Source organism: Pseudomonas benzopyrenica, from assembly GCF_036884265.1.
In the GTDB taxonomy this organism is placed as follows: domain Bacteria; phylum Pseudomonadota; class Gammaproteobacteria; order Pseudomonadales; family Pseudomonadaceae; genus Chryseomonas; species Chryseomonas benzopyrenica.
The window spans coordinates 2,838,853-2,864,010 of sequence record NZ_CP145723.1 but is presented as its reverse complement, the minus strand read 5'-3'; the positions used below and the strand labels follow the sequence as shown (position 1 = coordinate 2,864,010).

22 protein-coding genes are annotated in these 25,158 nt (G+C 63.5%); 10 read left to right on the top strand and 12 right to left on the bottom strand.

Annotated elements, in window-relative coordinates; all coding sequences use genetic code 11:
• Window positions 1-380 precede the first annotated feature (380 nt).
• Complete coding sequence (locus tag V6W80_RS13555; protein WP_064309037.1) at window positions 381-809, bottom strand: nuclear transport factor 2 family protein; 429 nt, start codon at window positions 807-809, stop codon at window positions 381-383.
• A gap of 104 nt (window positions 810-913) precedes the next feature.
• Between V6W80_RS13555 and V6W80_RS24075 the strand changes: the two genes are divergently transcribed.
• Complete coding sequence (locus tag V6W80_RS24075; protein WP_430707719.1) at window positions 914-1,129, top strand: diguanylate cyclase domain-containing protein; 216 nt, start codon at window positions 914-916, stop codon at window positions 1,127-1,129.
• A 253-nt stretch (window positions 1,130-1,382) separates the two neighbouring features.
• Here V6W80_RS24075 and V6W80_RS13550 read toward each other — a convergent pair whose 3' ends face one another.
• The 3 genes from V6W80_RS13550 to V6W80_RS13540 form a co-directional block, all read right to left on the bottom strand.
• Window positions 1,383-2,777 carry an OprD family outer membrane porin gene (locus tag V6W80_RS13550; protein WP_338544526.1) on the bottom strand — a complete coding sequence of 465 codons (1,395 nt, stop codon included), beginning with the start codon at window positions 2,775-2,777 and terminating at the stop codon, window positions 1,383-1,385.
• Between the two features lie 72 nt (window positions 2,778-2,849).
• Window positions 2,850-3,413, bottom strand: a complete 564-nt coding sequence (locus tag V6W80_RS13545) for an antibiotic biosynthesis monooxygenase (RefSeq protein ID WP_338544525.1) — start codon at window positions 3,411-3,413, stop codon at window positions 2,850-2,852.
• A 66-nt stretch (window positions 3,414-3,479) separates the two neighbouring features.
• The gene (locus V6W80_RS13540; protein WP_338544524.1) at window positions 3,480-4,166 is read right to left on the bottom strand and encodes a hydrolase; all 687 of its coding nucleotides are present in this window, start codon (window positions 4,164-4,166) and stop codon (window positions 3,480-3,482) included.
• A gap of 270 nt (window positions 4,167-4,436) precedes the next feature.
• Between V6W80_RS13540 and V6W80_RS13535 the strand changes: the two genes are divergently transcribed.
• Window positions 4,437-4,898, top strand: a complete 462-nt coding sequence (locus V6W80_RS13535; protein WP_338547430.1) for a Rid family hydrolase — start codon at window positions 4,437-4,439, stop codon at window positions 4,896-4,898.
• On the opposite strand, the gene V6W80_RS13530 is transcribed toward V6W80_RS13535, so the two are convergent.
• Window positions 4,895-5,896, bottom strand: a complete 1,002-nt coding sequence (locus V6W80_RS13530; protein ID WP_338544523.1) for a LysR family transcriptional regulator — start codon at window positions 5,894-5,896, stop codon at window positions 4,895-4,897. The two genes, V6W80_RS13535 and V6W80_RS13530, sit on opposite strands and share 4 nt — an antisense overlap.
• A gap of 579 nt (window positions 5,897-6,475) precedes the next feature.
• Here V6W80_RS13530 and V6W80_RS13525 point away from each other — a divergent pair.
• From V6W80_RS13525 to V6W80_RS13505, 5 genes are all read left to right on the top strand, one after another.
• On the top strand, window positions 6,476-7,474 hold the full coding sequence (locus V6W80_RS13525) for a response regulator (RefSeq protein ID WP_338544522.1): 999 nt from the start codon (window positions 6,476-6,478) through the stop codon (window positions 7,472-7,474).
• A 58-nt stretch (window positions 7,475-7,532) separates the two neighbouring features.
• Complete coding sequence (locus V6W80_RS13520; RefSeq protein ID WP_017641385.1) at window positions 7,533-7,901, top strand: response regulator transcription factor; 369 nt, start codon at window positions 7,533-7,535, stop codon at window positions 7,899-7,901.
• Between the two features lie 248 nt (window positions 7,902-8,149).
• On the top strand, window positions 8,150-13,372 hold the full coding sequence (locus tag V6W80_RS13515; RefSeq protein WP_338544521.1) for a trifunctional serine/threonine-protein kinase/ATP-binding protein/sensor histidine kinase: 5,223 nt from the start codon (window positions 8,150-8,152) through the stop codon (window positions 13,370-13,372).
• A gap of 84 nt (window positions 13,373-13,456) precedes the next feature.
• Window positions 13,457-14,035 (top strand): AraC family transcriptional regulator, encoded by a 579-nt coding sequence (locus tag V6W80_RS13510; protein ID WP_173147851.1) that lies wholly within the window; start codon window positions 13,457-13,459, stop codon window positions 14,033-14,035.
• Between the two features lie 649 nt (window positions 14,036-14,684).
• Window positions 14,685-15,122 carry a hypothetical protein gene (locus V6W80_RS13505; RefSeq protein WP_093252171.1) on the top strand — a complete coding sequence of 146 codons (438 nt, stop codon included), beginning with the start codon at window positions 14,685-14,687 and terminating at the stop codon, window positions 15,120-15,122.
• A gap of 274 nt (window positions 15,123-15,396) precedes the next feature.
• Here the strand turns inward: V6W80_RS13505 and V6W80_RS13500 are convergent, their stop codons facing one another.
• From V6W80_RS13500 to V6W80_RS13485, 4 genes are all read right to left on the bottom strand, one after another.
• The gene (locus tag V6W80_RS13500) at window positions 15,397-15,714 is read right to left on the bottom strand and encodes a hypothetical protein (protein WP_338544520.1); all 318 of its coding nucleotides are present in this window, start codon (window positions 15,712-15,714) and stop codon (window positions 15,397-15,399) included.
• 302 nt (window positions 15,715-16,016) lie between these two features.
• The gene (locus V6W80_RS13495; protein ID WP_160922723.1) at window positions 16,017-16,508 is read right to left on the bottom strand and encodes a DUF4126 domain-containing protein; all 492 of its coding nucleotides are present in this window, start codon (window positions 16,506-16,508) and stop codon (window positions 16,017-16,019) included.
• A 111-nt stretch (window positions 16,509-16,619) separates the two neighbouring features.
• Window positions 16,620-17,351 carry a TrmH family RNA methyltransferase gene (locus V6W80_RS13490; protein ID WP_338544519.1) on the bottom strand — a complete coding sequence of 244 codons (732 nt, stop codon included), beginning with the start codon at window positions 17,349-17,351 and terminating at the stop codon, window positions 16,620-16,622.
• On the bottom strand, window positions 17,351-19,000 hold the full coding sequence (locus V6W80_RS13485; RefSeq protein WP_338544518.1) for an NAD(P)/FAD-dependent oxidoreductase: 1,650 nt from the start codon (window positions 18,998-19,000) through the stop codon (window positions 17,351-17,353). Before V6W80_RS13485 ends, V6W80_RS13490 begins: the two co-directional genes overlap by 1 nt.
• 245 nt (window positions 19,001-19,245) lie before the next feature.
• Between V6W80_RS13485 and rlmE the strand changes: the two genes are divergently transcribed.
• A complete protein-coding gene (gene rlmE / locus V6W80_RS13480) occupies window positions 19,246-19,866 on the top strand; it encodes a 23S rRNA (uridine(2552)-2'-O)-methyltransferase RlmE (protein ID WP_017641377.1) in 621 nt (206 codons plus the stop codon).
• Between the two features lie 363 nt (window positions 19,867-20,229).
• Window positions 20,230-20,601: a hypothetical protein gene (locus V6W80_RS13475; RefSeq protein WP_338544517.1), complete on the top strand. Its 372-nt coding sequence runs from the start codon at window positions 20,230-20,232 to the stop codon at window positions 20,599-20,601.
• A 134-nt stretch (window positions 20,602-20,735) separates the two neighbouring features.
• Here V6W80_RS13475 and V6W80_RS13470 read toward each other — a convergent pair whose 3' ends face one another.
• A complete protein-coding gene (locus V6W80_RS13470; protein ID WP_017641375.1) occupies window positions 20,736-22,394 on the bottom strand; it encodes a methyl-accepting chemotaxis protein in 1,659 nt (552 codons plus the stop codon).
• A 689-nt stretch (window positions 22,395-23,083) separates the two neighbouring features.
• Between V6W80_RS13470 and hpaR the strand changes: the two genes are divergently transcribed.
• Complete coding sequence (gene hpaR / locus V6W80_RS13465; protein WP_338544516.1) at window positions 23,084-23,548, top strand: homoprotocatechuate degradation operon regulator HpaR; 465 nt, start codon at window positions 23,084-23,086, stop codon at window positions 23,546-23,548.
• Here the strand turns inward: hpaR and hpaI are convergent.
• Window positions 23,545-24,342, bottom strand: a complete 798-nt coding sequence (gene hpaI / locus V6W80_RS13460) for a 4-hydroxy-2-oxoheptanedioate aldolase (protein ID WP_338544515.1) — start codon at window positions 24,340-24,342, stop codon at window positions 23,545-23,547. The genes hpaR and hpaI overlap by 4 nt on opposite strands.
• 9 nt (window positions 24,343-24,351) lie before the next feature.
• Window positions 24,352-25,155, bottom strand: coding sequence for a 2-oxo-hept-4-ene-1,7-dioate hydratase (gene hpaH / locus V6W80_RS13455; RefSeq protein ID WP_017641372.1), 804 nt, complete (start codon window positions 25,153-25,155; stop codon window positions 24,352-24,354).
• Between the last annotated feature and the right edge of the window lie 3 nt (window positions 25,156-25,158).

Sequence of the window (25,158 nt, the reverse complement as noted above, 5' to 3'; positions counted from 1 at the left end):
TTCTTCAATATGGCTGTCTTGCTCTCCGAGGATGCGCTACGACGCAAGTGGCAAGCGGTCAGGTACCGGTAAACTCTGAGCCGCGGTCAGCTCAGGAACAGTCAGATTGATTTCGAAGGCCAACTGCCGATGCGGACACGCAAGCGGGCCAAGATCGACTGACCTGCTGGCGGAGATTCGCCAGCCCAGCTTAGGGACGTCGATGGCCCGGTGCAGCGTGACAGGACTGTCTAAGGGATCAATACCGATGCCGGCGGCTTGCAGAAGACCCAAGGCCAGCGAGGCGGCAGTTCATAATGTGGCAGCGGTAGGGGGGACCGAGAGCGTCGATCTTCTACGACCTTCCATGGCGATCGACGCAGCCTCTGTCGAAGGGTTTATCAGAAGCGAAATGCCTGACGACCGATCAATAGCCACTGGCCATTCTGCTTCTGCCAGATCTGAAAATTCTCGATTTCAGTTGGCACGACTTTTCCGCTGTTTACAGCCTGGGCCGAGAAGTGATTGCGAACCAGCGCGACATCCCCCGACAGGGTGATCTTCTGGTTTAGCATCTTCAGTTCGTTGAACGCGCTCTTCCCCGTCTCGATGTCGGCGATGAATGCCTGCTTGTCCTGAATGTTGCCGCTTGAATGCCCATACGTCAGGTTGTCAGCGGTCAGTGCCTTGAGTTGCGCTATGTCCTTGTGCCACATCGCTTGGGTCAGCTTGTCCACGGCAGCAGCTACGTCACTTTCATCATGGGGAGCGGCGGCGACATAACCGGTGAACAGGCAGAGGAAGCCTACCAAGAGCGTCAGCTTTTTCATGTCGAGATTCCTTTGTTGTAGTTATTGGAACGAAGCGAGGCGTCGCCGATGAGTTTGTCCGTCATCGTACAACTAAATTAATTCTGCCTGCCTGACAGGCGTGAATGCAACCGCTCGTAACTTGCGTAACTCACCATCCCGGGGTGGGCGGTGATGTGATAGGGCGCATGGGTGAAGATGAGTTCGCTGTCGCTTCGACGTGCAGCGATCGCACCGACGCAGCGGCCATTATCCAACGTCTGCTCGATAGCCCGAAGGCGCCTTTCGACAACCACGGCGCGGATGTGCGGGTCGCCGCGTCGATTGGCATAAGCCGCTAGGAGCCAGGGGCGGCAACAGCCAGGGTGGTGTTCGAGCGTGCCGATCGAGCGACGTATCAAGCCGAGGGAGCGTAACGGATCGTACGAGGTTCACGATCGGGCGACGGACTCCATCGACTGACCGGCGCCTGCGTTTGCGCTTCGGTCGAGTGACGTCCTGCGGTCCATGGCATGAGCCGAGCCGCCAGCACGAACCTGCACGCCGAACGGTCGGACGGTTTCATCGCCAAGCCGCGACTCATGGCGCGTGCCCTCAAATGAAGCCACGCAGCGGGTACTCGACGATGAGATACAGCCGATCGAGGTCTCGCCCGCCCTGGGCGTCGTTGCCTCGGTGACTCACGTGGGAAAGCGTCACCCGCAGATCCTTGGCCGCGCCCTGCTGGACCCGGTAACGCAGGTCGAGATCTCGCTCCCAGTGGCGTCCGCCCGCCTCCAGTGAACGGGCATAGGCGCTGTCAGGACTGGTATGGGTACTGTCGATGCCCCGACCGCTGACGTACCGCGCCATCACACTCAAGCCGGGATGACCGAATACCGCGAGATCCAGATCGTACCGCGCCTGCCAGGACCGCTCGCCGGCGCCGTTGAAATCGGCGTATTTGACCGAGTTCGCCAGGTAGATAGAGTCGCCACCCACGAAGTCGAAAGGGGTCCGTCCTTCGACCCGTTGGTAAGCCAGGGTGAACGTCTGAGCACCGATGCGATGGCTGCCTAGCAGGCTGTAAGCGAGCGTATCGATCGCGCCAGCGGTGGCAGATCCCTGGTCCCGCGTACGGTAGGCGTTGGCCTCCAGCGTCCAGCGGGCATCGCTCATCCTGAGGTTGAGATAGTCCTGCCGCCAACGGTCATCCAACTGTGCGGCGTAAAGGGCAGCGCTGAACGTTCGGGTGACGGCGAAGCGCGCGCCGACGAGGCTGATGGCACTGCCGCGGGTAGAGACTCCTGCTCCTTCCAGATCGTCATGAGAAGAGCGACCAGCCTGATTCTTGAAGCCTGTGAAGTGTCCAAGTTGCAGCTGCATGTCGGGTCGTGGCGTACCCTCGAGCATCCATCCGGTGGCGTATTCCGGTTGCAGGCGCTTGTCAGCCGTATCGAAAACGGGCGTCTCGACCATCATTTCGCCATAGCGAAGTTGATAGGTCCCCATTCGGACTTTCAAGGCTCCACCAGCGGACGCGTAATTCCCACTACGCCCTTTGCCATCGACCGGCAGCAGTCCAGTACCCGTGTGGCCGCGGCCGCCATCGAGCTTCAGTCCAAGGAAACCGTGTACATCGAAACCCACGCCAAGCACCCCGTCGGTGTAGCCGGAGCGCAGCTCGCCGATGACGCCCTGCGCCCATTCCTGCTGATAGCTCTGCTGGCCGGGACCGACCTTGTCGCGCAGGTCGCTGTGCAGGAAGTAGTTGCGCAGCAAGACATCCCAGCTTGCGGGAGCGGGTGTTTCGGCCGCGGTGGCGGACTGGCCAGTGGCCGTTGCCAGCAACAGACCCAGCGGCCAGCCTCGCAGGACCGAACCCTGCCAGCGCTTTCCCAGGTAACGATGCCCGAGCACTCGACTACCGGTCGCCACTGCGGTGGAGGGGGCTGACGGCAGGTCTGCCGTGTGCAGGTGGCGGTCGAGCAAGGTTGCGGCGGCGCTCATGGGTATTCCTTATGAACGAACGGAAGGGCTATAGCGGACGAAGGGGAGGAGGGCGGCGGAAGGACTGGCGCGCTATGGGGTGTCAGCGCTGAGCCAGGGATTCAGCGCGCGGGTGGCCAGCGGCATGAAGAGGTACACCACCAGCACCACGATGCTCAGAGTGATCAGCAGGTTGCTCATCAGGTAGCCGGCGAGCCAGGGGGCGAGGCCGAATACGGGCCGCCAGAGGACGGGTACCAGCAGACTCAGGGGCAGAATGACCAGGACGCTGACGACCACCTGTTTCCAGTGTGCAGGTGCCTGGTCGGCCTCCCGGGGCGCGAACCAGAAGTCCTTGCCGAGCTGGATTTCGGTGTTGTCGCCATCCTGCAGCCACGGGCGTGCCTGACTGACGAGCCACTGACGGGCAGAGGATTCGAGCCATAGCTGCAGGTGCTGCATCTCGTCGAAGCGCAACACCGAGGTGAAATCAAGGACATCTCCATGGCGTTCGCGGCCTACGTCCACCCCCAGGTGGCCTGGGAATTGACTGGCGGCCTCGATGGTCTGGTGCAGCCAGGTTTCGTAGCGCTGTTCGTGCTGCGGGTGGACCTGGTGGCGCACGACCAGGGTCGCGGTAGTGGAAGAGGGATTCATGAGTAGGACTCCTGCCTGGGCAATGGAAGTGCCAGCACCGCCCGAGACGGTGGGGCTGGCAGTGGCTCAGACGGCCGCGGCGACCGGCGCCAGGGTGGGGCCGTGAGCGACACGCTCGGGGGCCTTGTGCACCAGGGTGTAGGCATAGTCGACACCCATGCCGTAGGCACCGGAATGCTCCCTGACCAGCGCCATGACGGCGTCATAGGTATCGCGGTTCTTCCAGTCGCGCTGCCATTCCAGCAGGACCTGCTGCCAGGTCACCGGGATCACGCCGGCCTGGATCATGCGCTGCATGGCGTAGTCGTGAGCGGCCTGGGTGGTGCCGCCCGAGGCGTCGGCGACCATGTAGATCTCGTAGCCCGCGTCATGCATGGCGGAGAGGGCGAAGGTGGTGTTGCACACCTCCGTCCAGAGGCCGGAGACGATGATCTTGTTGCGGCCATTACGCTTGAGCGCATCGCGCACCTTCTGGTCGTCCCAGGAGTTCATCGAGGTGCGCTCGAGCAGCGGCGCCTCAGGGAACACGGCGAGCAATTCGGGATAGGTGTGGCCGGAGAAGCTTTCGGTTTCGACCGTCGTGAAGGTGGTGGGCACGTTGAAGATCTTGGCGGCCTTGGCCAGGCCGACGGTGTTGTTCTTCAGCGTCTGGCGATCGATGCTCTGGACGCCGAAGGCCATTTGCGGTTGCTGGTCGATGAAGATCAGCTGGCTGTTCAGGGGAGTTAGGACTTCGGTTTTGGAGTTGTTCATGGCTTCACCTATCGATTGAGTGTGGTTTGGGCTGTGCGCCGTGCGGCGATCTCGGCGGCTCGCCTTCAAGGGGGGCGACGGCCTCGTTCGCAGCGGTTGTGACCGGAACTGGTATCCAAGGTAAGGGATCAATCGAGGCTGTGCTTGTGCACTTTTGCACCTTTGAAAGCGCAAATTTGCGCCATGAAAATCGTCAGCGCGCTGCTAGGGTTTGGCCTTCCAATCACCCGGATTCCGCATCGCGAATCCACTTTCCGCGAGGAACAGGCAATGGCAGCAGCACACTTGAAGGACAAGGACACGGCGTACTGGGGCGTACCGTGGGAGCAGGCCTACGGCTATCCGCAGGCCCGTAGGGTGGGTGACGAAATCTTCGTCTCGGGGCAGTTCAATCACGACGCAGACGGCAATCTGGTAGCGCCCGCACCGCTGGACAGCGAGGGTCGCCCCAGCGATTTTTCCACCATGGGCGAGCAGATGCGCACCGCCTACGACAACATCGCCAAGCTGCTCGCGCTCTATGGCGCAAGCCTGGAAGACGTGGTCGAGGAGACTCTCTATGTGCTGGACATGGACGCCGCCTTTGCCGTCGTCGGTAAGGTGCGCAAGGCGGCCTACGGTTGTGAGGCGCCGCGCTGCGCCAGCAATATCGTTGGTGTTTCGAGGCTGGCTCAGCGCCCGCAGCTGATCGAGATCGCCTGCCGGGCGGTGATTGGCAGTCGCGCGCGCTAGGTAGAGGCTTCGCTGTCTTCGAGCGCAGTGGCAAACGGGCGCTGACCTTCCAGCAGCGCCTTCTGCTCGGCTACCGCCGCCGCACAGAACGCCATGAAGGCCTTTACCCGCCAGGACTTGCGGATGTCCTGATGAGTCAGCAGCCAGAGTTCGTCGTTGAGCTCTGGCACCACCGGCCCCACGCGCACCAGACCGGGCGTGCTGTCGCCCAGCATGCAGGGCAGAAAGCCGAAACCCAGCCCTGCCACGATGGCCGCACTGGCGGCGGCGACCGAATCAGTCCGGTAGGAGACGTCCTCAGGGGCAACTCGGCATTCCAGGTAGGCAGCCGCCTTGAGGTTGGCCAGGGCGGAGGCGTAGGACACCCAGGCCTGGCCGGCCGCATAGGGATCCTCCTGCCGCACCCTGTTGCGACTGCCATAGGCGGCCCAGGCAATGGTGGCCAGCCTGCGACCGACCAGACTGTCGGCGGGCTTTCTGGTGGCCCGGATCGCGATGTCGGACTCGTCCCGTGCCAGACTCAAGGTCTGATTCCCCACCAGCACCTCGATGGTCATGCCATCGTTCGCCGCCTTGAAGTCGGCGATGATCGGGGTCAGGAAGTACAGCAGCAGCGAGTCGCTGGTGGTGATCCGCAGTTTGCCCAGTGGACCCTGTGCAGCGCGGGAGACACGTCGTGCGACGCTGACGATATCCAGTTCGACCCGCTCGCCCAAGGCACGCAGTTCCTCGCCTTCGACCGTCAGCTGATAGCCGGAGCGACGGTGGTCGAACAACGCGACGCCTAGGGTTTTCTCCACCTGCGCCACTCGCCGGGAAACGGTTGAGACGTTGATGCCCAGTTTCTTGGCGGTAGCCGCACGGTTGCCGGACTCGCTGAGCGCCTTGATGATGCGCAGGTCGTCCCAGGACAGCTGGTTGACCGCCGCCCCTACATCCCAGCGCGCTGCAGCCTGATCAGGTTGGCTTGGAGAAGCCGGTTTTGCTGAAGCGTCCACACCGGAGGTTTCCGTCTGCTGTTGACGGGCATCATACGAAAAAGGGTGCTGCGGAACCAAGGTGACAACCAAGGGGGTAGATCTTCCAACAAAGGATCAGGCCCTACGCGTGGGGCCATCCAGCATTCGGCATCTACGCGGGTTGCCGCGCGCTTCTGCAGCTTCGAACGTCCCGATTAGCGCTCGTCCTGGTTCGATCAGCCGGGCTTCTTCTCCAAAGGACCAAGACGTTAATTAACGTAAATGTGCTGGATTAACGTTAATTAACGCTCAGGCGACATCTCCCCCGTTTAATCTGCTCGCCAGCGTGTCCGTCCATTTGCTTGTGCACTGCAACAGCGCCCCAGCTGGACGATTGTTGCGACGGTGTCGTACGCGGCAGCCGATTCGACGGCGCGCACCAATGGCGCGTACCGATGGACGGAACATTCAGGCTTGCCGGTCCGCGCGTTGGCGGATAGCGCCGTAGCCTTGAACCACGGGACCGACGCGTTAATGCCAATTTCAATAGTAATACTATCGATAGATAACTGACGTCATACTTTGATCGTCAGCCACTACCGAGCCGGCTAGGAGCTTATGATTCGTCTAGGAGATGTGTGGGTATCGATCGAGCGCCGTGAGGCGTTTCGCCACGACCAGCCGGTTCGGCTTGGCAGCCGCGCCTTTGACCTGCTCGAATGTTTGCTGGCAGCGCCTCAGCGGTTGCTTACCAAGGACGAACTCATCGAAGCGGTATGGCCGGATACGGTGGTCGAGGAAAACAATCTCCATGTCCAGATGTCTTCGTTACGCAAGCAGCTGGCGCTGGATCGCGATCTGCTCGAAACCGTGGCCGGCCGTGGTTATCGACTGAATCTGCCCGTCGCACAGCTCGCCTCCGCCAAGGACCATCCGCCAGCGGTCGCCAAGGCGGATGACCGATCGCCCGACTGGAGAGGCCTGGCTACCGTGCATATCGTCGACGATGAATCGACGGTACGTAACGGCCTGGTTCGCCAGCTTAGATCGGCGGGGTTCAGCGCGCTCGCCTACGCCTCCGCCGAGGCCTACCTGTCGACCTGCTCCTTCGAGGATCCCGGCTGTCTGCTGCTGGACGTGCGCCTGAGTCAGAGCAGCGGTCTGGATCTGCAGGCGGAGCTTGCCCAGCGTGGTATCAAGGTGCCGATCGTCTTCATGACGGGCTTCGGCACCATCGACCTGTCGGTACGGGCCATGAAGGCGGGAGCGGTCGGCTTCATCACCAAGCCCTTCGACGAGTCGGCGCTGTTCGACAGCCTGCAGGAAGCCCTGGAAACGGCGCATCGACTGCATGTGCAGGCGCGACGCGAAGATGCGATCCGCGCGCGCTTCGCCACCCTGTCGCCGCGCGAACAGGAGGTTTTCGGTCTGCTGGTCCAGGGCCGACGCAACAAGGACATCGCGCTGGCGCTGGGACTCCAGGAGGTTACCGTCAAGCTGCATAAAAAGCACATCATGACAAAACTGAGCACACGCACCCTAGTGGAGCTGGTACTGCTGGGTAGAATGGCGGGAAGGCTGCCTGATAGCGCGACGCTCGACATCCAATCCGCCTGAACAGGCACTGGATTCGGCGCACCGTTCGGCACTTCGTATCCTCCGCTCAAGGCTGCCCATGGACGCCGTCTGTGTCGTTGATGATGAACTATCCGTCCGCAAGGCGGTGGTGAATCTGCTCAAGTCGGAAGGCTATCAGGCGGTGTCCTTCCCGTCGGGAGAAAGCCTGCTGAATTCCGAATGGAAGGCGCGGGCCTCCTGCCTGCTCATGGATCTGAACATGCCAGGTCTGTCAGGCCGGGAGACCTATGGGCAGCTGTGCATCGCGGGCTACCGCATTCCCATCGTCTACATGTCGGCCGAGGCCGAGGGGGTGGATGTCGAAGCGGTGCGCCTGGATACCAGCGTTCAGTTCCTCGCCAAGCCCTTTACCGCGGAAGCGCTGCTCGCCACGCTGGCTCGGGCCACGGCGCCCTGGGAGTCCTGATGGCAGGAGGATTCGATCGTCCCTGGTGTGATCGCCTGGATTTCAGCGATGAATGGCCGAGCAAGGCGACCTGGATCGCGATCGACGAGGTGGACGGCCTGCACCGCTGGCGTACCTATGACGAGCGTACCCAACGACCCTGGTTGTTGATCACTTCGGCCTCCGCCCAGGTCAACGATCCACGGCTGGATCGCGAATATGCGCTGACGCCGCGCCTGGCCGCGGCCTGGGCGGTACTGCCACGTGCCTTGCTCAATACCGCCAATGGACCGGTGCTGGTTCTGGACGATGCGGACGGCGTACCGCTGTCAGCCCTGAGGGCCGTCGATCTACCCATCGATCGCTTCTTCCGGCTGGCCATCGCCGCGACTGCCGCGCTGAACGACGTACACCAGGCGGGTATCCTGCATCGGGACCTCCAACCCGGGAATCTTTTCTGCGGTGCCGGGGATTCGGTGCGTATCACTGGTTTCGCCTATGCCGCCGAGACCGAACGCGTGCCAGGCGCGGGAAGCGACATCGGCTCGTCGAACCTGGCGTATCTGGCACCCGAACTCGCCAACGGCGGACAGGCGGCGGCCACGGTCCGCAGCGATCTCTACGCCCTGGGTATCACGCTGTTCGAACTCGCCACAGGTGACCGACCCTTCGAAGCGGTCGATGCGCCCAGCTGGCTGCACACTCACCTGGCGGTCGAACCACCCTCGGTGACGTCGCGGCGAAGTGACCTGCCCAGCTGTCTGGATCCGCTCATCGCTCGCCTGCTATCCAAGCAGCCGGGTTTACGCTACGCCTCGGCACTGGAGCTCGAGGCCGAACTCCGGCGCTGCCATGCCGATTGGCAGGAGGCCAGTCGCCCGAGTCGGGACGCCTCTGACGTATCGATACAGGTGGCGGAGGCGTCCCCACGCGCCTTGATCGGCAGGACGCAGGACCTTGGGCTACTGCAGGATGCCCTGGATGACCTGCTGGCGGAGCAGGGGGGGCTCGTGCTCGTGAGTGGCGAAGCCGGGCTGGGTAAGACGGCGCTGGTGACCGGATTCTTCGCGAATGCGCCCGGACGACAGCTGTATGCGATGGGCAAGGGCAGGGCGCTGGGACATGCCAGCCCCTATGGTTTGCTCGCCAATGCGCTCTCCTCGCTATGCAAGTCGCTGCGCGACGATCCACGCCAGAGCGGCGAATACTGGGCGTCGCGACTTAAGGTGGCGATCGGTGAATTCGGCAGCGCCGTCACGCGGCTGGTGCCGGAACTGGAGCAACTCGTAGGACCTGCGCGCCTCAGCGTGACGCCCAACATGAGCGAGGCACGCCGTCACCTGCATGGCACCCTGCAGCAGCTGCTGCAGGCCGTAGCCACGCCCGATCATCCCCTGGTGCTGTTTCTGGATGATGTGCACCGGGCCGATGCCGAGTCCCTGACATTCCTGCGCGAACTCGAGCCCGGGCAATTCCGGCACCTGTTGCTGGCGGTCGCCTATCGGGCCGGTGCCTTGCGTCCCGAGGCGGCCGCGGCGGCCTTCCTGGCGCATTGCCGCTCACTGAGGTGCCGGGTCAAGGAGGTGCCGCTGGCACCGCTGGATGACCAGGCGCTGACCGAGCTCCTGGTGCAGGAGACCTTCCTCACCGACGCCGAACGGGCGTTCCTGAAGGCGAAGATCGGGCAGGACGGCAGCGTGAATCCGCTGTACTTCCGCCAGGCCGTGGCCGCGTTTCGCGAAAATGCCATGGGCGCCGACATCCCTTCCGGTGGCATGTCCTCGCTGGTGGACCTGCGCGTCGAAAAGCTGCCGATGCGTACGCGCGAGCTGATGGAAAAGCTCGCGCTGCTGGGCAATGAAACCGCCGTGGCGGAGTTGGCGCTGATTGCGGACCTGGACCCGGCATCTGTCATTCGCTGGCTCAAGCCGGCGTTCGTGGCGGGCCTGATCGTCGAGCACCGCGCCGGATTGTCGTTCGTCCATGATTCCATCTGGGAAGCACTGGCAGCACGGCTGGCACCCGGTGCCCGGCAGGCGATGCATCAGGACTTCGCCCTGCGCCTTACCGCCGCGGTGGCCTCCGGCGACCAGCCCAGCCTGGTCCACCGTGCGGCGTCCCATGTGCTCGAGGTGCCTGCCGATGCCTTTCCCGCGGAACAGACGGCGGCCCTGGTAGCCCTGCTGGTGGACGGCGCGCAACAAGCGCGTGGCCTGGTGGCACCAGCGGTCGCCCTGGATTATCTGCACTATGCCGAGCGACTGAATCCCGCGCTCGCCGTCGGCGATGAGGAGCCAGCCTCCCAGGTCAGGGTCCTCTACGGACAATGCCTCATCCTCAATGCGTCCTACGAGGTGGCCAAGGACTACATCGACACGCAGCTGCAGGCAACTCGCCGCGCCGACCATCGCGCCGAATTGTACCGGCTGCGCTGCGAAATATTTTCGCTGCAGGGGGACTACCGGGGGGCGCTCCAAACCCTGGCGCAGGGCCTCGCCCACCTGGCGCCTGACATCGACCTGCTACTGTCGGATCATGCTGCCGAAGCCTTGGGCCGGAGCGTCGCCGAATCGCTCGGTACCGACCCGGCAGCTGCCTTCGGTCAGCTGGCGCCCTTGACGGACGAGCGCATCAGGGCGAGCGTCGACCTGCTGCGCGCAGCCATCGTCCCAGGTGCCTTCGTCGAACCCAACCTGATGTGGGTGGCCGCCAGCCAGATCCTTCGGCTGACGCTCGCGCATGGACTCAGCGTCGCCGGCGTCGAGGGGCTTGCCTGGTTTGGCGTGGCGACAGCCCATCATCTGGGACGGCATGGCGATGCCTTCCGCTACGCCGAAGTCGCCTCCGAACTCAGTGCCGAGCCGCGCTTCACCAAGGCGCGCGGCGCGGCCCTGATCGCACTCGAGCGGGTGAGCGTCTGGACCAGACCATTGCCCTATTCGGTGGCGTGTGCCGAGTCCGCCTACCGGTTTCTGGTGTCAAAAGGCAGTCCTAGCTTCGCCTGCTATGCGAACAACCACATCATTTCCGACCTGATCGTGCTGGGGGCGCCGATCGAACGCATGCTCCGGCAGATCGATACCGGTCTGCAGTACGCGCGGCACCTCGAATTAGCCGATGCCCAGAGCATCCTTTTCATCCAGGCGCTCTACATTCGGCGGCTGGCCGGTGACATCGGCAAGTCCATCCCCATTCCCGATCATGCGGAGCTTGCGCAGCGTGTCGCCCGCTCGCAGATGGGTGAGCTGCACTTCCTGTGGGAGCTGTTCGAGGGGCTGTATCTGTTTCTGGACGGCAGTCTCACTCGAGCGGCGGGGCATCTGGATCGGGCCTGGGCGCTGGCTTGGGCAGCCCCTGTGCATGTCCATCTGGTAGATCTGGCGCTGTTCACGGTGCTCACCCGCGCCGCTCTACAGACCCAAACCGGCACCACCGAGGATTTCAGTCGCCCGCTCCAGTGCCTGAGATCCGCAGCGGAGCTGAACCCGCGCTATTTCGGCGACCGCCTGGCGCTGGCCGAAGCCGAGATCCAGCGCATCGAAGGTAATCATCTGCAGGCCCTGCTGCACTACGAGGACGCGATCGACAAGGCCACCGCCTGCGGGGCGATCCACATTCAGGGGCTGGGCCACGAGCTGGAAAGTCGCTGCCTGGCCCTGGTCAGCATGCATTACGGGGCTCGGGTACACCTGCGACTGGGACGTGACGCCTGGTGCCGGTGGGGCGCCAAGCGCCTGGCCGAACGCCTTGAATTGACCCATCCCGATTTGCGGGAAGCGCCCGCCTTGGCGCCCAGCCTCGCGCTTCCGGGCAAGCATGAGCTCGACGTTCTCGCCATCACCAGGGCCTGCCAGGCGCTCTCACGGGAGATCGAGCCGGAAGCCCTGATCAAGACGCTGTTGGCCAACGCGACCACCCACGCCGGTGCGACCTTCACCGCGCTGTTGCTAGGCGCCGAGGATGACCTGGAGGTCGAGGCCATCGGCGTCGCCCAAGCCAGTGGCGTGGAGGTAAGGCTTCGAGGCGAGCTGCCCCGTGACCTGCCAATACCTCGTTGTCTGGTCCGGCATGTGCTCGAACATCGCGAGCCGCTCGCCATCAATGGCACCGAAGCCCTGCGCCGTTTCACCCAGGACCCGCACCTGTTGGAGCTCGAACGCGGCTCGGTGGGCTGCATTCCCCTGCTCAAGCAGAACGGGGTCATCGGCGTGCTCTATCTGGAGAACGCCCTCATTCCAGGAATCTTCGAGCCGGCGCGCGTGGACGTCCTGGAGCTGATCGCTGCCCAGGCTGCCATTTCGCTGAGCAACGCCCAGCTCTACAGTGACCTCAGCGCCGAGAACGAGCGGCGGCGAGCCAGCGAAAGCACCTTGCGGCGGACGCAGGCCCTGCTGGCGCTGGGCCAGGCGGTGAGTCGCTATGCAACCTTCTCCTGGAAGCCCCAGGCATCCGCCTCGCTGTGGTCGCGCCAGCTGCTCGATCAGCTTGGCTTGCCTGCCCCGGGTGATGCCGGCTACCTGCACGACGCGGCGCTGCTGGTCCATCCGGACGATCGAGAAACGTTCGGCGAGCAGTTGCGCCAGGGTGTCCACAGCCACGATGCCTTTCGTCTCAAGTTCCGGACGGTGGCACTCGACGGCAATCACCATTTTCTGGAACTGGCCGGGGAGCCGGACGACACGGGCAATGGCTTCATCGGCGTACTGCTGGATATCACCGAACGCAGCCAGACCGACATCGCGCTACGTGCCGCCCGCGGTGAACTGGAGCGGACTTCCCAGGCGAGCGTGCTGGGCGAGCTGGCAGCATCCATCGCCCACGAGATCAATCAGCCGCTGGCTTCCATCCTGTCCAATGCCGGTGCGAGCGTGCGTTGGCTGGATCGGGCGGTCCCCGCAGTGGAAGATGCCCTGGAGGGGATTCGCGATATTCTGTCCGAGGGTCAGCGAGCGGCGGACATCGTCAATGCCATGCGCTCCCTGGCGCGCCAGGCGCCTCCGCAGCGCCAGCCGATCGCGGTAGATGGCGTCATCAATCGGGTGCTGTCCGTCACCCGGGCCGATATTCAGGACCAGAACGTGGGGCTGGTCATCGACATTGCCCCTCATGCCTATGCTTTGGGCGATGCTACTCAGATCCAGCAGGTGGTGCGCAACCTGATCATAAATGCGGTTGAGGCGATGCAGGATCTGCCGCCTTTGCGGCGACGGCTGTACATTTCGGCCCGTCCGGTGCGTGAAGACATCCTGGTGATCGTGCAGGATAGCGGGCCTGGCGTTGCGCCCGGCTGCGAAGATCGCGTGTTTCAGGCGTTCTACACCGACAAGCCCACCGGGATGGGAATGGGCCTGGCCATCTGCTGGTCAATCATCAGTGCCCACGGTGGCTCGCTGCGCTGTACCCGCGGTCGGCGCGGGGAAAGTCTGTTTTTCTTCACGCTGCCGCGCATGGGGGAGGGGATCGCCCAACTTCCTGCAGCCGCGCTTAAATGACCTTTAAGAACGTTTCACATCGACTAAAGGGCAGCGCCGCGCGATGTCCGGCACGCTCTCTCCACCAGTTTCAGGAGAGATCTCATGCCCAGCTCTTACTTGCCTCACGCCCGTGCCCTGGACGCCGAGACCTACCAACTGGTCGACTTGCTCAAGGACGCCCTGGAGAATGCCTGCGCAGTGGAGACGCGGCGCCTGCTGGAAGCCGGGCGAGAGCTGTGCGGTCACCTCTTGCAGCACTACGCGCGGCCTGAAGGTGAGCCACAGGCACGTATCGCGCTGGCACCCTGGCAGGAACGAAAGGCGAAGGAGCTACTGGGCAAGGACCAGGGCGACAGCAGCCGGCTGATGGTCGCGGAAGTCGCGAAAAGCTGCTCGCTCTCGCGTAGTCACTTCTCCCGCGCCTTTAAGAAAGCCACGGGCGTATCCCCTCAGGAGTGGGCCCTGGCCTGCCGAATCGACAAAGCCAAGGGTCTGCTGGTGGAGACAGATCTTTCCGTTGCCTACGTGGCTCTGGAATGCGGCTTTTCCGACCAGTCCCACTTCTGTCGGACCTTCGCAAGGTTTGCCGGTCATACCCCGCGCCGTTGGCGATCCATGCGGCAGGACGTGATGCACGACGCAAGTGATATCCCTGCGGATACTATCCGTACGGCTAGTTGATGTTATTGGTGCAAGTGGAAAGCATGCAGGGACGGCACCGGGCAGCGGCCACGCCGGGCGCGCACTCCGGGCGACAGACGACCCGGCCGTTCTGCCATGCGACGTCATGACTACAGCGCTTTCCGACAGGTTCCAGGCACTACGGCACCCTGCTGCCGAAAGGTCTCGCCGACGCTGCGCAGTTCGCTTCAGCCTATCTGCAGGGCGATTTGTTCGAGTCGCGGAGACGAGTCACGAGGTAGTTCGATGGCCAATGGCGTTCGACGCCGCGTTGCGAACGGCGTGGGCGAATAGCCGACCGCTCCAGCAGAGCGGTCAGAGCGGTGGTTGGCTGGGACGGACGCGCTTCACATCCAGGCTCAGGTCGAGCCGATGGAGAGCGGGTAATGACCCCGATCCCGCCCCCGTTGCGTCTGATCCGCGGTACCTGCATGCAACATGGCGTCGCAACGCGGGATCGCTGGCCCTGCACATTGTCCGGGTCGCGGTTTTCCGGTGCTTTCCAGGCGTGTTCTCGAGGTGGCAGGCACCTGTCGGTGCAAAGGGGACAGGGAGTCTTCTCCGTGCGTAGCAGGTCCGAAAGAAGAACATTCGACCCACTGTCTCTATACCCGTCCCAGCTTCCTCTTTCACAACCAGGAGCTTGTCCATGGAATCGGTAGGCAAAGACTACATCGCTGGCGTCCAGATGCTTGCATCGTTCGGAAAGGACCTCAGGCGGGCCAAGGCACATACGGCCAGGTATTTCGACATCATGGCCGATCTTGCGGGCGGTGAAGACGTCGCTGAAGTCTGGACGCACATTCAGGCAACTGAAGATCGTTTCAAGGCCGTTGTGCTTGGCCGATTCTTCGAAATCATTACTCACCCGCTGTCCCACGATGACGAGGGAAAGATTGCCTGCATTGTCTTGATCCGAAACGCGGTAACCAACGAACCTATCGAGCTTTATCGTTTCATGATCACGAGGGCCGGGGAGGCACAAACCGAGAAGGGAGAAGAGTTGATCAGTCATCGATCAGAAGCCGGCCCCGAGATGCTTTTGGTGCAGATCAGCCTCGCTGTGCTGCATTCGCGTCCCAGTTGAATTACCAAAACATGATAATCACCGCAGCTAGTCGCTAGTCGCTCACCGGCGGCATCTCGACGAAGAGCACGATCCTGACTAGCCAGACGAGCTGCCGCCAGACAGTACGAAGCTCTGAAGATGGACAGATGCTCGCTCTCGAAAGTCTAGGGACCCTACCGGACTGATGTACGCAGCGGTAAGGGCGCCAACAACGTCACCTCAGCGGCGGCCATGGAGGCTGCTGAGGAACATTGGAGATCTGTCTTGGGAGAACATGTATCTGCCTTATCCATCACGGCTGATGGGTAAGCGTTCTTTCAACGTCGGTAAGCTTCTGGTTCATGGCATCGGCATCCGGCCGGCTGATCGTTCCGTCGCGAGCCTGTAGATGCCCCGCACGTGTCTGCACCTGGCCTACGGCCATTTGCAAACGTGCTGCCTGTTGCTTGGACACCTGGTGACCCTTGACGGCAAGGTTTATCCGCTCACTCAACGAGGCTGCCCGGTGCTGGAGGTAGTCGCTATCCGTTTCCAGCGCCTGCTGGCCGAAGGCGGGGCTGCTAAGCAGAATCGCGGGTGCTAGGAGTAGCGGTAGCAACAGATGGCGCATGGCGATTTTCTCGTGGTGAAAGAGGTGTCTTACCATGCCGTGCCGGCACCCTCATAGGTGGCACTCGACAGCCTTGCTCACCCCTTGGACGACAGGCAAAAAAAGCCCCGCTCTCTGGCAGGGCTGAAGTCAATGAGGGTTGGAGCACTCATGCTAACTCTGATCGCGATGTCTAATAGGAGTTCCGGCGGGGTTCTGGACGATTCATGCCCGGCGATGTTCGCACTCGCTCATGTTGAGGTAGATAGGGCGTACGCGGCCTGCCGGGTAGCGTGAAGGGCGAGCGGCGTGCGACTTCTGTCCTAGCGATCCTGCAGGGCTCGACGCAACCCGGCGTTGCCCAGCGACACGGCCAAGCAGTCCTCGGCCAGGCCAAGACCCGCATTGACCCAGGCGTTGGTGCCGTAGCGCTTGCGTAGATCGATCGCCACCTTGGCGGCAAGACAGGCGGCGCTGGAGCCGATCAATGCGGGCAGCAGTATCGGTTGTCGCCGCGCACCTGCGAGCGCTGCCGCACTGATGCCGCCGGATAGGGCACGGACCAGCAGCGATGGCGCAATGGTGCGATCCGGGGCGAAGGGCATCTTGTCGCCCAACAGCTCACCGGCGGCCAGGGGCATCACGTAGCGCCGTACCTGACGCGACGCTAGGGTACGTGCAGGTTCGCCCGCGCCCTCTATGTCCGCACGCTCGGCCAGCGCCTGGCTGACCATGGTCGGCGCCAGCATGCTGCGCATGCCTGTCACCACGCCAATAGCCAAGGCGCCCCACAAGAGGTTGCTGGTTGTCGTCATCGTCGATTCTCCCGGTGGTCGTTCCCATACGGACCGGGTGCGCGCGGGACTGTTCAGCTCGATGGAGCCGCAAATCGCGCGCGCTTTCGTAATCCAAAGTGAACGATGCCGCTACCGACTCAACTCATAGGCGCACATGTTCACCGTCGCCGCCAGATTTAGCGACTCGATGGCGCCCGCGCCGCCGATGGTGAAGGGCTGGGCATTCAGGGCCGTGAGTTGCTCGCGGGGAACGCCGCGGGCCTCGTTGCCGAACAGGTAGCAATCGAAGGCCTTGAACTGGGCTGACTGCACCGGCGTGCCTTGCATATCGAGACAGGCGAGGCGCGGGAAGCGCTCCTGCAGGCTGTCGAGTGCGACATCCAGCTCCAGCGGCGTGTGGAAGATGGCGCCCATGCTGGCGCGGACCACTTTGGGGTTGTAGGGGTCGACGCTGCCAGGGCTGAGCAGGCAGCGAAAGCCCCCGAACCAAGCCAGGGTGCGCAGGATGGTGCCCAGATTACCCGGGTCCTGGATCTCGTGCAGATAGACCGCGCGCTCGCCCTCGACGGCTGCCGGTGCGGCCGTCAGGGCGGCGGGCATCGGCACCACCGCCAGAATCCCTTGCGGGGTCTTGGTATCGGCCAGCTGCGCCATCTGCCGATCGCTGATCAGGTGCGTCCGGAACGGACTCTGCCAGTGCTCATAGGCAGTCGTCACATAGAGCTCGGCGCGCTGCAGCGGGGGATTCTGCAGCGCGGCCTTTTGCAGCTCCAGCACCAGGTGCTCGCCCTCCACCAGGAAGTGGCCGAATTCGGCGCGGTACTTCTTCTGGTGGAGCTTCTTGAGGTCGTCGAGCTTCATCAGCCAGCGGCCCGGACCAGCGGGACGTCCTGCTCATCGCCTTGCGACAGCATGGATCTGGCCAGGGCCTCGGCCACCTTGATGCCATCCACGCCTGCGGACAGGATGCCACCGGCATAGCCGGCGCCTTCACCGGCCGGGTAGAGGCCGCGCAGATTCAGACTCTGCAGGTTGTCGTTATCCCGGGTGATACGCACCGGCGAGGAAGTACGGGTCTCGATGCCCGTGAGGATGGCGTCAGGGCGATCGAAGCCGCGGATCTGCTTGCCGAAGGCGGGCAGCGCCTCGCGGATGGCCTCGATGGCATAGGCCGGCAGCGACGGCGCCAGATCGCCCAGGCGCACGCCCGGCTTGTAGGAGGGTTCCACTTCACCGAATTCGGTGGAGGGCACGCCGCGAATGAAGTCGCCAACCAGCTGGCCGGGCGCGAAATAGTCGCTGCCGCCCAGTTCGTAGGCGCGGGATTCCAGGCGCTCCTGCAACTCGACGCCGGCCAGCGGATCGCCGGGGAAATCCTGCTCGGGATTGATCCCCACCACGATGCCGGAGTTGGCATTGCGTTCGTTGCGCGAGTACTGGCTCATGCCGTTGGTGACCACGCGGCCCGGCTCGGAGGTGGCGGCCACCACGGTGCCGCCGGGGCACATGCAGAAGCTGTACACGGCGCGGCCATTCTTGGCGTGATGCACCACTTTGTAGTCGGCGGCGCCCAGCTCGGGGTGGCCGGCGTATTTACCCAGGCGGGCCTCGTCGATCATGCCCTGGGGATGTTCGATACGGAAGCCGATGGCGAAGGGCTTGGCCTCGATGAACACACCCTGGCGATGCAGCATGCGGAAGGTGTCGCGGGAGCTGTGGCCCAGGGCGAGGACCACGTGGCGGCTGTGCAGGGTCTCGCCATTGGCCAGCACCACGCCTTCGAGCTGACCGTCGTTGATCACCAGATCGGTCACCTTGGTTTCGAAGCGGACTTCGCCGCCGAGGGCGATGATTTCCTCGCGCATGGCTGCCACGACGCCGGTCAGGCGGAAGGTGCCGATATGCGGTTTGCTGACGTAGAGGATCTCCTCCGGCGCGCCGGCGCGAACGAATTCGTGCATCACCTTGCGGGCGTAGAACTTCGGATCCTTGATCTGGCTGTAGAGCTTGCCATCGGAAAACAGGCCGGCGCCGCCTTCACCGAATTGCACGTTGGATTCGGGCGTCAACACCTTCTTGCGCCACAGCGCCCAGGTGTCCTTGGTGCGGCTGCGCACCTCCTTGCCGCGCTCCAGCACGATGGGCTTGAAGCCCATCTGGGCCAGCAGCAGGGCAGCGAACAGGCCGCACGGGCCGAAGCCCACCACCAGCGGGCGCTCGGTCAGGTTCGCCGGTGCCTGGCCGACCGGGTAGTAGCCGGTGTCCGGTGCGGGTCGTACGTGCAGGTCATTGGCGAAGCGCGCCAGCACCGTCGCCTCGTCGCGCACTTCCAGGTCGATGATATAGATGAACAGGATGACGCTGTTCTTCTTGCGCGCATCGTAGCTGCGCTTGAACACGGTGAAATTCAGGAGATCGGCGTCGCGCAGGTTCAGGCGGCCGAGGATGGCCTGGCGCAGTTCGGCGGGGGTGTGATCAAGCGGCAGCGACAGTTCGTTGATGCGAATCATGACAATAATCCTGGCCGGTGACTCCGGCAAAGGAAGGGACGAGAAGGGGTGGGGCGGCGATTGTACCCGGCGGCCCCGGCGCTGTCAGGCTGGGACGATGGGCGCGCCTCTGGGCGGTCTGGCGGTCACCCGGGCGATCCCTGATTCGTCCCGGGGCGTTATCGGCTTATAATCGCCGCCACTTCGCGGCCGGCCAGACCTGGCGTGCGTCCGCTTCTCACCCGCTTTCCCGTGGTAGCTCCAACATGAAAAGATCCAAAAGCAGCCGTCGCTGGCTGGATGAACACGTCAACGATCCCTTCGTCAAACGCGCTCAGAAAGACGGCCTGCGCTCGCGCTCCAGCTACAAGCTGATCGAGCTCAACGAAAAGGACAAGCTGATCCGCCCGGGCATGCTGGTCATGGACCTGGGCTCGGCCCCGGGTGGCTGGTCGCAGGTGGCCGGGGGCATCGTCGGCGAAAAGGGCCGCGTGGTGGCCACCGACATCTTGCCGATGGGAGCCCTCGACAACGTCGACTTCGTCCAGGGCGACTTCACCGACGATGCCGTCTTCCAGAAGATCCTCGGCGTGCTCGATGGCCGGCAGCCCGATCTGATCGTCTCCGACATCGCGCCCAACATCAGCGGCGTCGCGGCGGCCGACCAAGCGGCGGCGATGTACCTGGTGGAGCTGACCCTCGACATGGTGCGCCAGGTGCTCAAGCCGGGCGGCAACTATGTGGTCAAGGTGTTCCAGGGCGAAGGCTCCGATGTCTTCCTGAAGGACGTACGCACCTCCTTCGAGAAGGTATCGATCCGCAAGCCCGAAGCCTCGCGTCCCCGCTCGCGTGAGGTCTATCTGGTGGGCAAGGGTTTCAAGGGCTAGGTCCGCTCCGGCATCAGGCGCGGGCCTGTCGATGGCCCGCTGAGATGACTGTCCGCCACGCGGTGGCGTCCACGGCGAAAGCCTGGCTGATCATTAATTCCTACCGCGACTTGTCGAGGTCTGCACAGGATCCTGAGACAGGTACGGCGCATCGTCGTGTCCTTCGTCAAGACGTTCCTTGGCCCCTGTGGGCCGGGAAACCGCGTGGCCAGGATCTGATTCGCCTATCTATCCATGTCTGGCAACTGTGAGGCGATGTTTCCGTCGGGAGTTAATTCCTGAACGACTGCTAGGGTTCTCTATTGATCCGCGCCCATACCGGTGTTGCCGCGATCTTTTGCCGAAAAGCAGGGAGCTGGATAGATGGATGGGTATGTGTTCGAGACGGCCAGAAGATTGCTCACGGATATCTACGGCGCCTTGTACGAAATGGAAAACGGGCAGGGCTTTCGCTGTGTAAAGGCCGAACGTGGCCAGCTCTTCCTGTACCGGCCCGCTGCGGGTCTGGCGGAGGGCAATCTGGGCGAGATTGCCTTCGACGTCGAATCCCATGCCAGAAGGGCAGGTCGAGGGATCGTTGAAACCAGACACTTCTTCAAGCAGCTGAAAGCCGACAGCGGCCATGCCACCGAATGTGACAGCCGCTATGACTGGCCACGGGTCGGTTTCTCCGAAAAGGCGGAGGTCAGACTGATAGCGCTGCGACTGCAGGAGTTTCTCGGCCTACGCCGCTGATGTTTTGCAGGCGTACCCCTTCGCCGATCCCTGCAGTGCAGGGATGATAGGGCAGGCTTGACAGCTTCCGCGGAGCGTCCTGCAGCTGAAGATGCTCACCCGGGGTGAACACCTTCGCCAGGGTCGGCTCGCTATCAGGCAGGCTCCTCGAAAAGCGCATAGCCAGTGGGTACGCGACCTTGGGTCGTGTGCCGGGAGCTGTCGACCAGCGCTGCGGCTCGCTTGGCCAGGCCCGGTTCCGACCCCTTGGTAGCGGGGTGCGCCAAGCGTTGCGTGGACGAGGCGCCGTTCAGGACGAAGAACTCCATCAGTTGCTGCAACTGCTCGGCCTGGCTGCTCATCTCTTCGGCGGTGGCGGCCAGTTCCTCGGAGGCCGAGGCGTTCTGCTGGGTCACCTGGCTCAGTTGCAGCATGGCGCTGTTGATCTGGTCGACGCCAGCGCTCTGTTCTTCCGAAGCGGCGGTGATCTCCTGCACCAGGTCGGAGGTCTTGCTGATGGAGGGCACCATGTCGTCCAGCAGCGAGCCGGCGCGTTCGGCCAGGGCCACGCTGCCCTGGGCGACATTGCTGATCTCCTGGGCCGCCACCTGGCTGCGTTCCGCCAGCTTGCGCACCTCGGAGGCCACCACCGCGAAGCCCTTGCCATGCTCACCGGCGCGCGCCGCTTCGATGGCCGCGTTGAGTGCCAGCAGATTGGTCTGGTAGGCGATGTCGTCGATGATGCCGATCTTGGCGGCGATGGTCTTCATGGCCACCAGGGTGTCTCTCACGGCCTGACCGCCTTCGTTCGCCTCGCGGTTGGCCTTGCCGGCCATGCCGTCGGTGACCTTAGCGTTCTCGGTGTTCTGGGCGATGGAGGCCGACATCTGCTCGACGCTGGCGCTGGTCTCCTCGACCGAAGCGGCCTGCTCGGTGCTGGCCTGGCTGATGCTCTGGGCGGTGGCGGAGATCTCTTCCGAGGCGCTGGCCAGGCCATCGGAGGCACTGCGGACGTCACTGATGATCTGCCCCAGGCGCTGGTTCATGCCGCCCATGGCGCGGAGCAGGGCCGCGGTCTCGTCACGGCCCTCGGCCTCGATGCGCTGGGTGAGGTCGCCGGCGGCCAGGCGATCGGCGATCGCGACCGCGGCGCGCAGGGGGCGGGTGATGCTGCGGCTCATCAGGAAGCCGAGCAGGATGCCAAAGGCCACACCGACCGCGATGAGGCCGATCAGCATGACTCGACTGCGGGCATAGATCTGGTCGGTGAGGTCGTTGGCGTCGCTGGCGTTCTGCTCCTTGCGCTTGGACAGCTCGGTCATCAGCACGCCGACCTGATCGCCATAACGGCGGACGCTGGCCAGTTGGTTGTCCAGCTCCGGGTCGGCGTCACGCAGCGCCCTGGTGCCCGCGATCGTCATCGCCTGGTCCAGCTGCGAGGTGTAGCTGCCGAGCAATTCGTCGATCTGCCGGAAGTTGGTCGCCGAGGCCTCGCTGCTGAACAGCGGTCGGGCCTTGGCGAGGTTGTCTCTGACGTTGGCGAGGCCCAGCTTGACCTCCGCCTGGGCGCGACGGCGGTCTTCATCACTGGTCGCCAGCAGGTAGTTGCTGCGTGCGCGACCGATGAAAACGAGATTCAGGTTGGCCTCCTTGATGTACGAAAGCCCGAGCAATTCGTTTTGATAAAGCTGGGTCGCCAGATCGTTGATCTGGCTGCTGTTGCTCAGACCCGCCAATCCCACCAGCAGGCTGATGGACGCCACGGCGATGAAGGACACGATGAGGCGAGTGCCAATGCGAAAATTCTTGAACATCTGCAAGCTCCTGCGAAGAAGCTAGCGTGCGACGCTAGCGAGGACCAATGACGGGTTAATGACGTCAATGATCAGTCTTTCGGATGGACAGATATTAAATTTATAGTGGCCTAGTGCCGTGGTGACGATTAACTGGAACTTAGCGGAATAAGGCTAAGTTGCTCCAGTAAAGGTTTTTGCGATGCGTATTTGAATGCCTGGTTACGTGATAAACCCCCGCTAGCGATTCTTCGAATGACTGGTGAAGTGTCTGTTATGGCAGGATCCAGGCGTTCTGCGGTAGCTAGGGTGATGGCGACTCGATCAGCATCCATTCTTCGTCATTCCATTCGTACGGAGCGAATGCGGTATTTGAGAAAGTATCGCTACTTATTCTTGATCAGAAGTATTGCCGCTCGCGGACCGGATCCTCGTCTTGATGGTAAGGAAGTAAGCGCGGTATCGGAGGCCTGTATCATCCATCCGCGAAGACCTCAGGGTCCCGCAGGGGCTTGGTGAAAAGGCCATGTCCGCTTGTTCGACGCTTGGCAACCGAGTCGATTGCGCGGCCAGAGCGATTCCAGGAGCGACCCTTTTCAAGGCCAATTGCAACGATGAGAGTCGACTGTGCTCAAGGCCTGGCAAAACCCCTTGGGTCCGGCGCTCGCGCAGCGTGTACGATTGAGCCTCTTTCGCCGCCGAGCCCATCGATGTTGACCCCCCGCGTTTCCCTGACTCTGACCCTGCTGCAAGCACGCGAAGCCGCCATGGCCTTTTTCCGGCCATTGCTCAATCAGCATGGCCTTACCGAGCAGCAGTGGCGGGTCATCCGCTTGCTCAAGCAGCGTGGCGATACGGAAATGCACGAACTGGCCAATCAGGCCTGCATCCTCAAGCCGAGCATGTCCGGGGTGCTGGTGCGGATGGAGCAGACGGGTTATGTGGAGCGCTATCGCAACGCCCGGGATGCCCGACGGGTACACGTCAAGCTGACCGCCCAGGGCGAGGCCTGCTTTGCCGCCATGGCCGGCGGCATGGAGGCGAACTATCAGCGCATCCTCGAACAATTCGGCGAAGAAAAGCTCGGGACGCTGATCGGTCTGCTCGAAGAACTCAAGCGGATCGAGCCGGAAGGCGGGGCGGCGCCGCCCGCCGAATCCGCGCAGGACCTCTAGTAGACGCCGCCGCCTGCCACGGGCTGCACGTCCTTGAAGGCTGCCAGCAGGGTCTGCAGCCCCTTGACCAGCACGCTGGTGTCAACGCCCACGGCGACGAAGGTCGCGCCCAGTTCCAGGTAGCGCCGAGCGAGGCCTTGGTCGGCGCTGAGAATGCCGGCGGCCTTGCCGCTGGCGACGATCTGGCCGATGGCCGTCTCGATGGCGGCCTGCACCTCGGGATGCCCTGGATTGCCTCTATGGCCCAGGGCCGCGCTGAGGTCGGCGGGGCCGATGAAGACGCCGTCGACGCCCTCGACCGCCAGGATCTCCGGCAGGGCGGCAAGGCCCGCGCGGTTCTCCACCTGCACCAGCAGGCAGAGTTGCTCCTCGGCGCGACTCAGGTAGTCGGGCACGGTGTTCCAGCGCGAGGCCCGGGCGAGGGCGCTGCCGACGCCGCGAATGCCCTCGGGCGGGTAGCGCATGGCCCGCACCAGCTCGCGCGCCTGGGTGGCGGATTCCACCATGGGCACCAGCAGGGTCTGGGCGCCGATGTCGAGCAACTGCTTGATCAGCACCGCATCGCCTATCGGTGGGCGCACGATGGGCTGGCTGCGATAGGGCGCTACCGCCTGCAATTGGCCGAGCAGACCGCGCAGATCGTTGGGCGCGTGCTCGCCGTCGAGCAGTAGCCAGTCGTAGCCGAGGGTCGCGGCCAGTTCGGCGGCATAGGCGTCGGCCAGGCCGACCCAGAGGCCGATCAGCGGCTCGCCGCCCTTGAGGCGTTGCTTGAAGGTGTTCAGTGGCAGGTCCATGGGCGCTCCTCAGACGAAGCGGCAGGCGATGCTGCCGAGCTGGTCGTAGTCGACGTGGAAGGTATCGCCGGGCCGCGCCGCCACCGGACGGGTGAAGGAGCCACCAAGGATGATCTGGCCCGCTTCCAGGGTCACGTCGTGGGCGGCCAGCTTGTTGGCCAGCCAGGCCACGCCCTTGGCCGGATGGTTGAGTACCGCGGCGGAGACGCCGGATTCCTCGATGACGCCGTTGCGATAGAGGATGGCCGGTACCCGGCGCAGGTCCAGGTCGTGGGGGCGCACGGCCTTGCCGCCCAGGACTACCCCCGCGTTGGCGGCGTTGTCGGAGATGGTGTCGAACACCTTGCGCGTGGCCTGGGTCTGGGGATCGACCTGCTGGATGCGCGCGTCGATGATTTCCAGCGCGGGGATCACGTAGTCGGTGGCGGCCAGCACGTCGAACAGGGTGCAGTTGGGGCCACGTAGCGGCTTGCCGAGGATGAAGGCCAGCTCCACCTCCACCCGCGGCACGATGAAGCGCTGGAAGGGGATGTCGGTGCCCTCGTCGAAGAACATGTCGTCCAGCAGCGCACCGTAGTCGGGTTCGCTGATGTTGGACGAGACTTGCATGGCGCGCGAGGTCAGACCGATCTTGTGGCCCACCAGCTTGCGGCCATCGGCGAGCTTCTGCTCGACCCAGGCACGCTGGATGGCGTAGGCGTCGTCGAGGGTGATCTCGGGTCGCTCCAGGGAGAGCTGGCCGATCTGTTCGCGGGAGCGCTCGGCCTGGTCGAGGCGACGCGCGGCGGCGTGGAGGAAGGCGGTGTCGAGCATGGC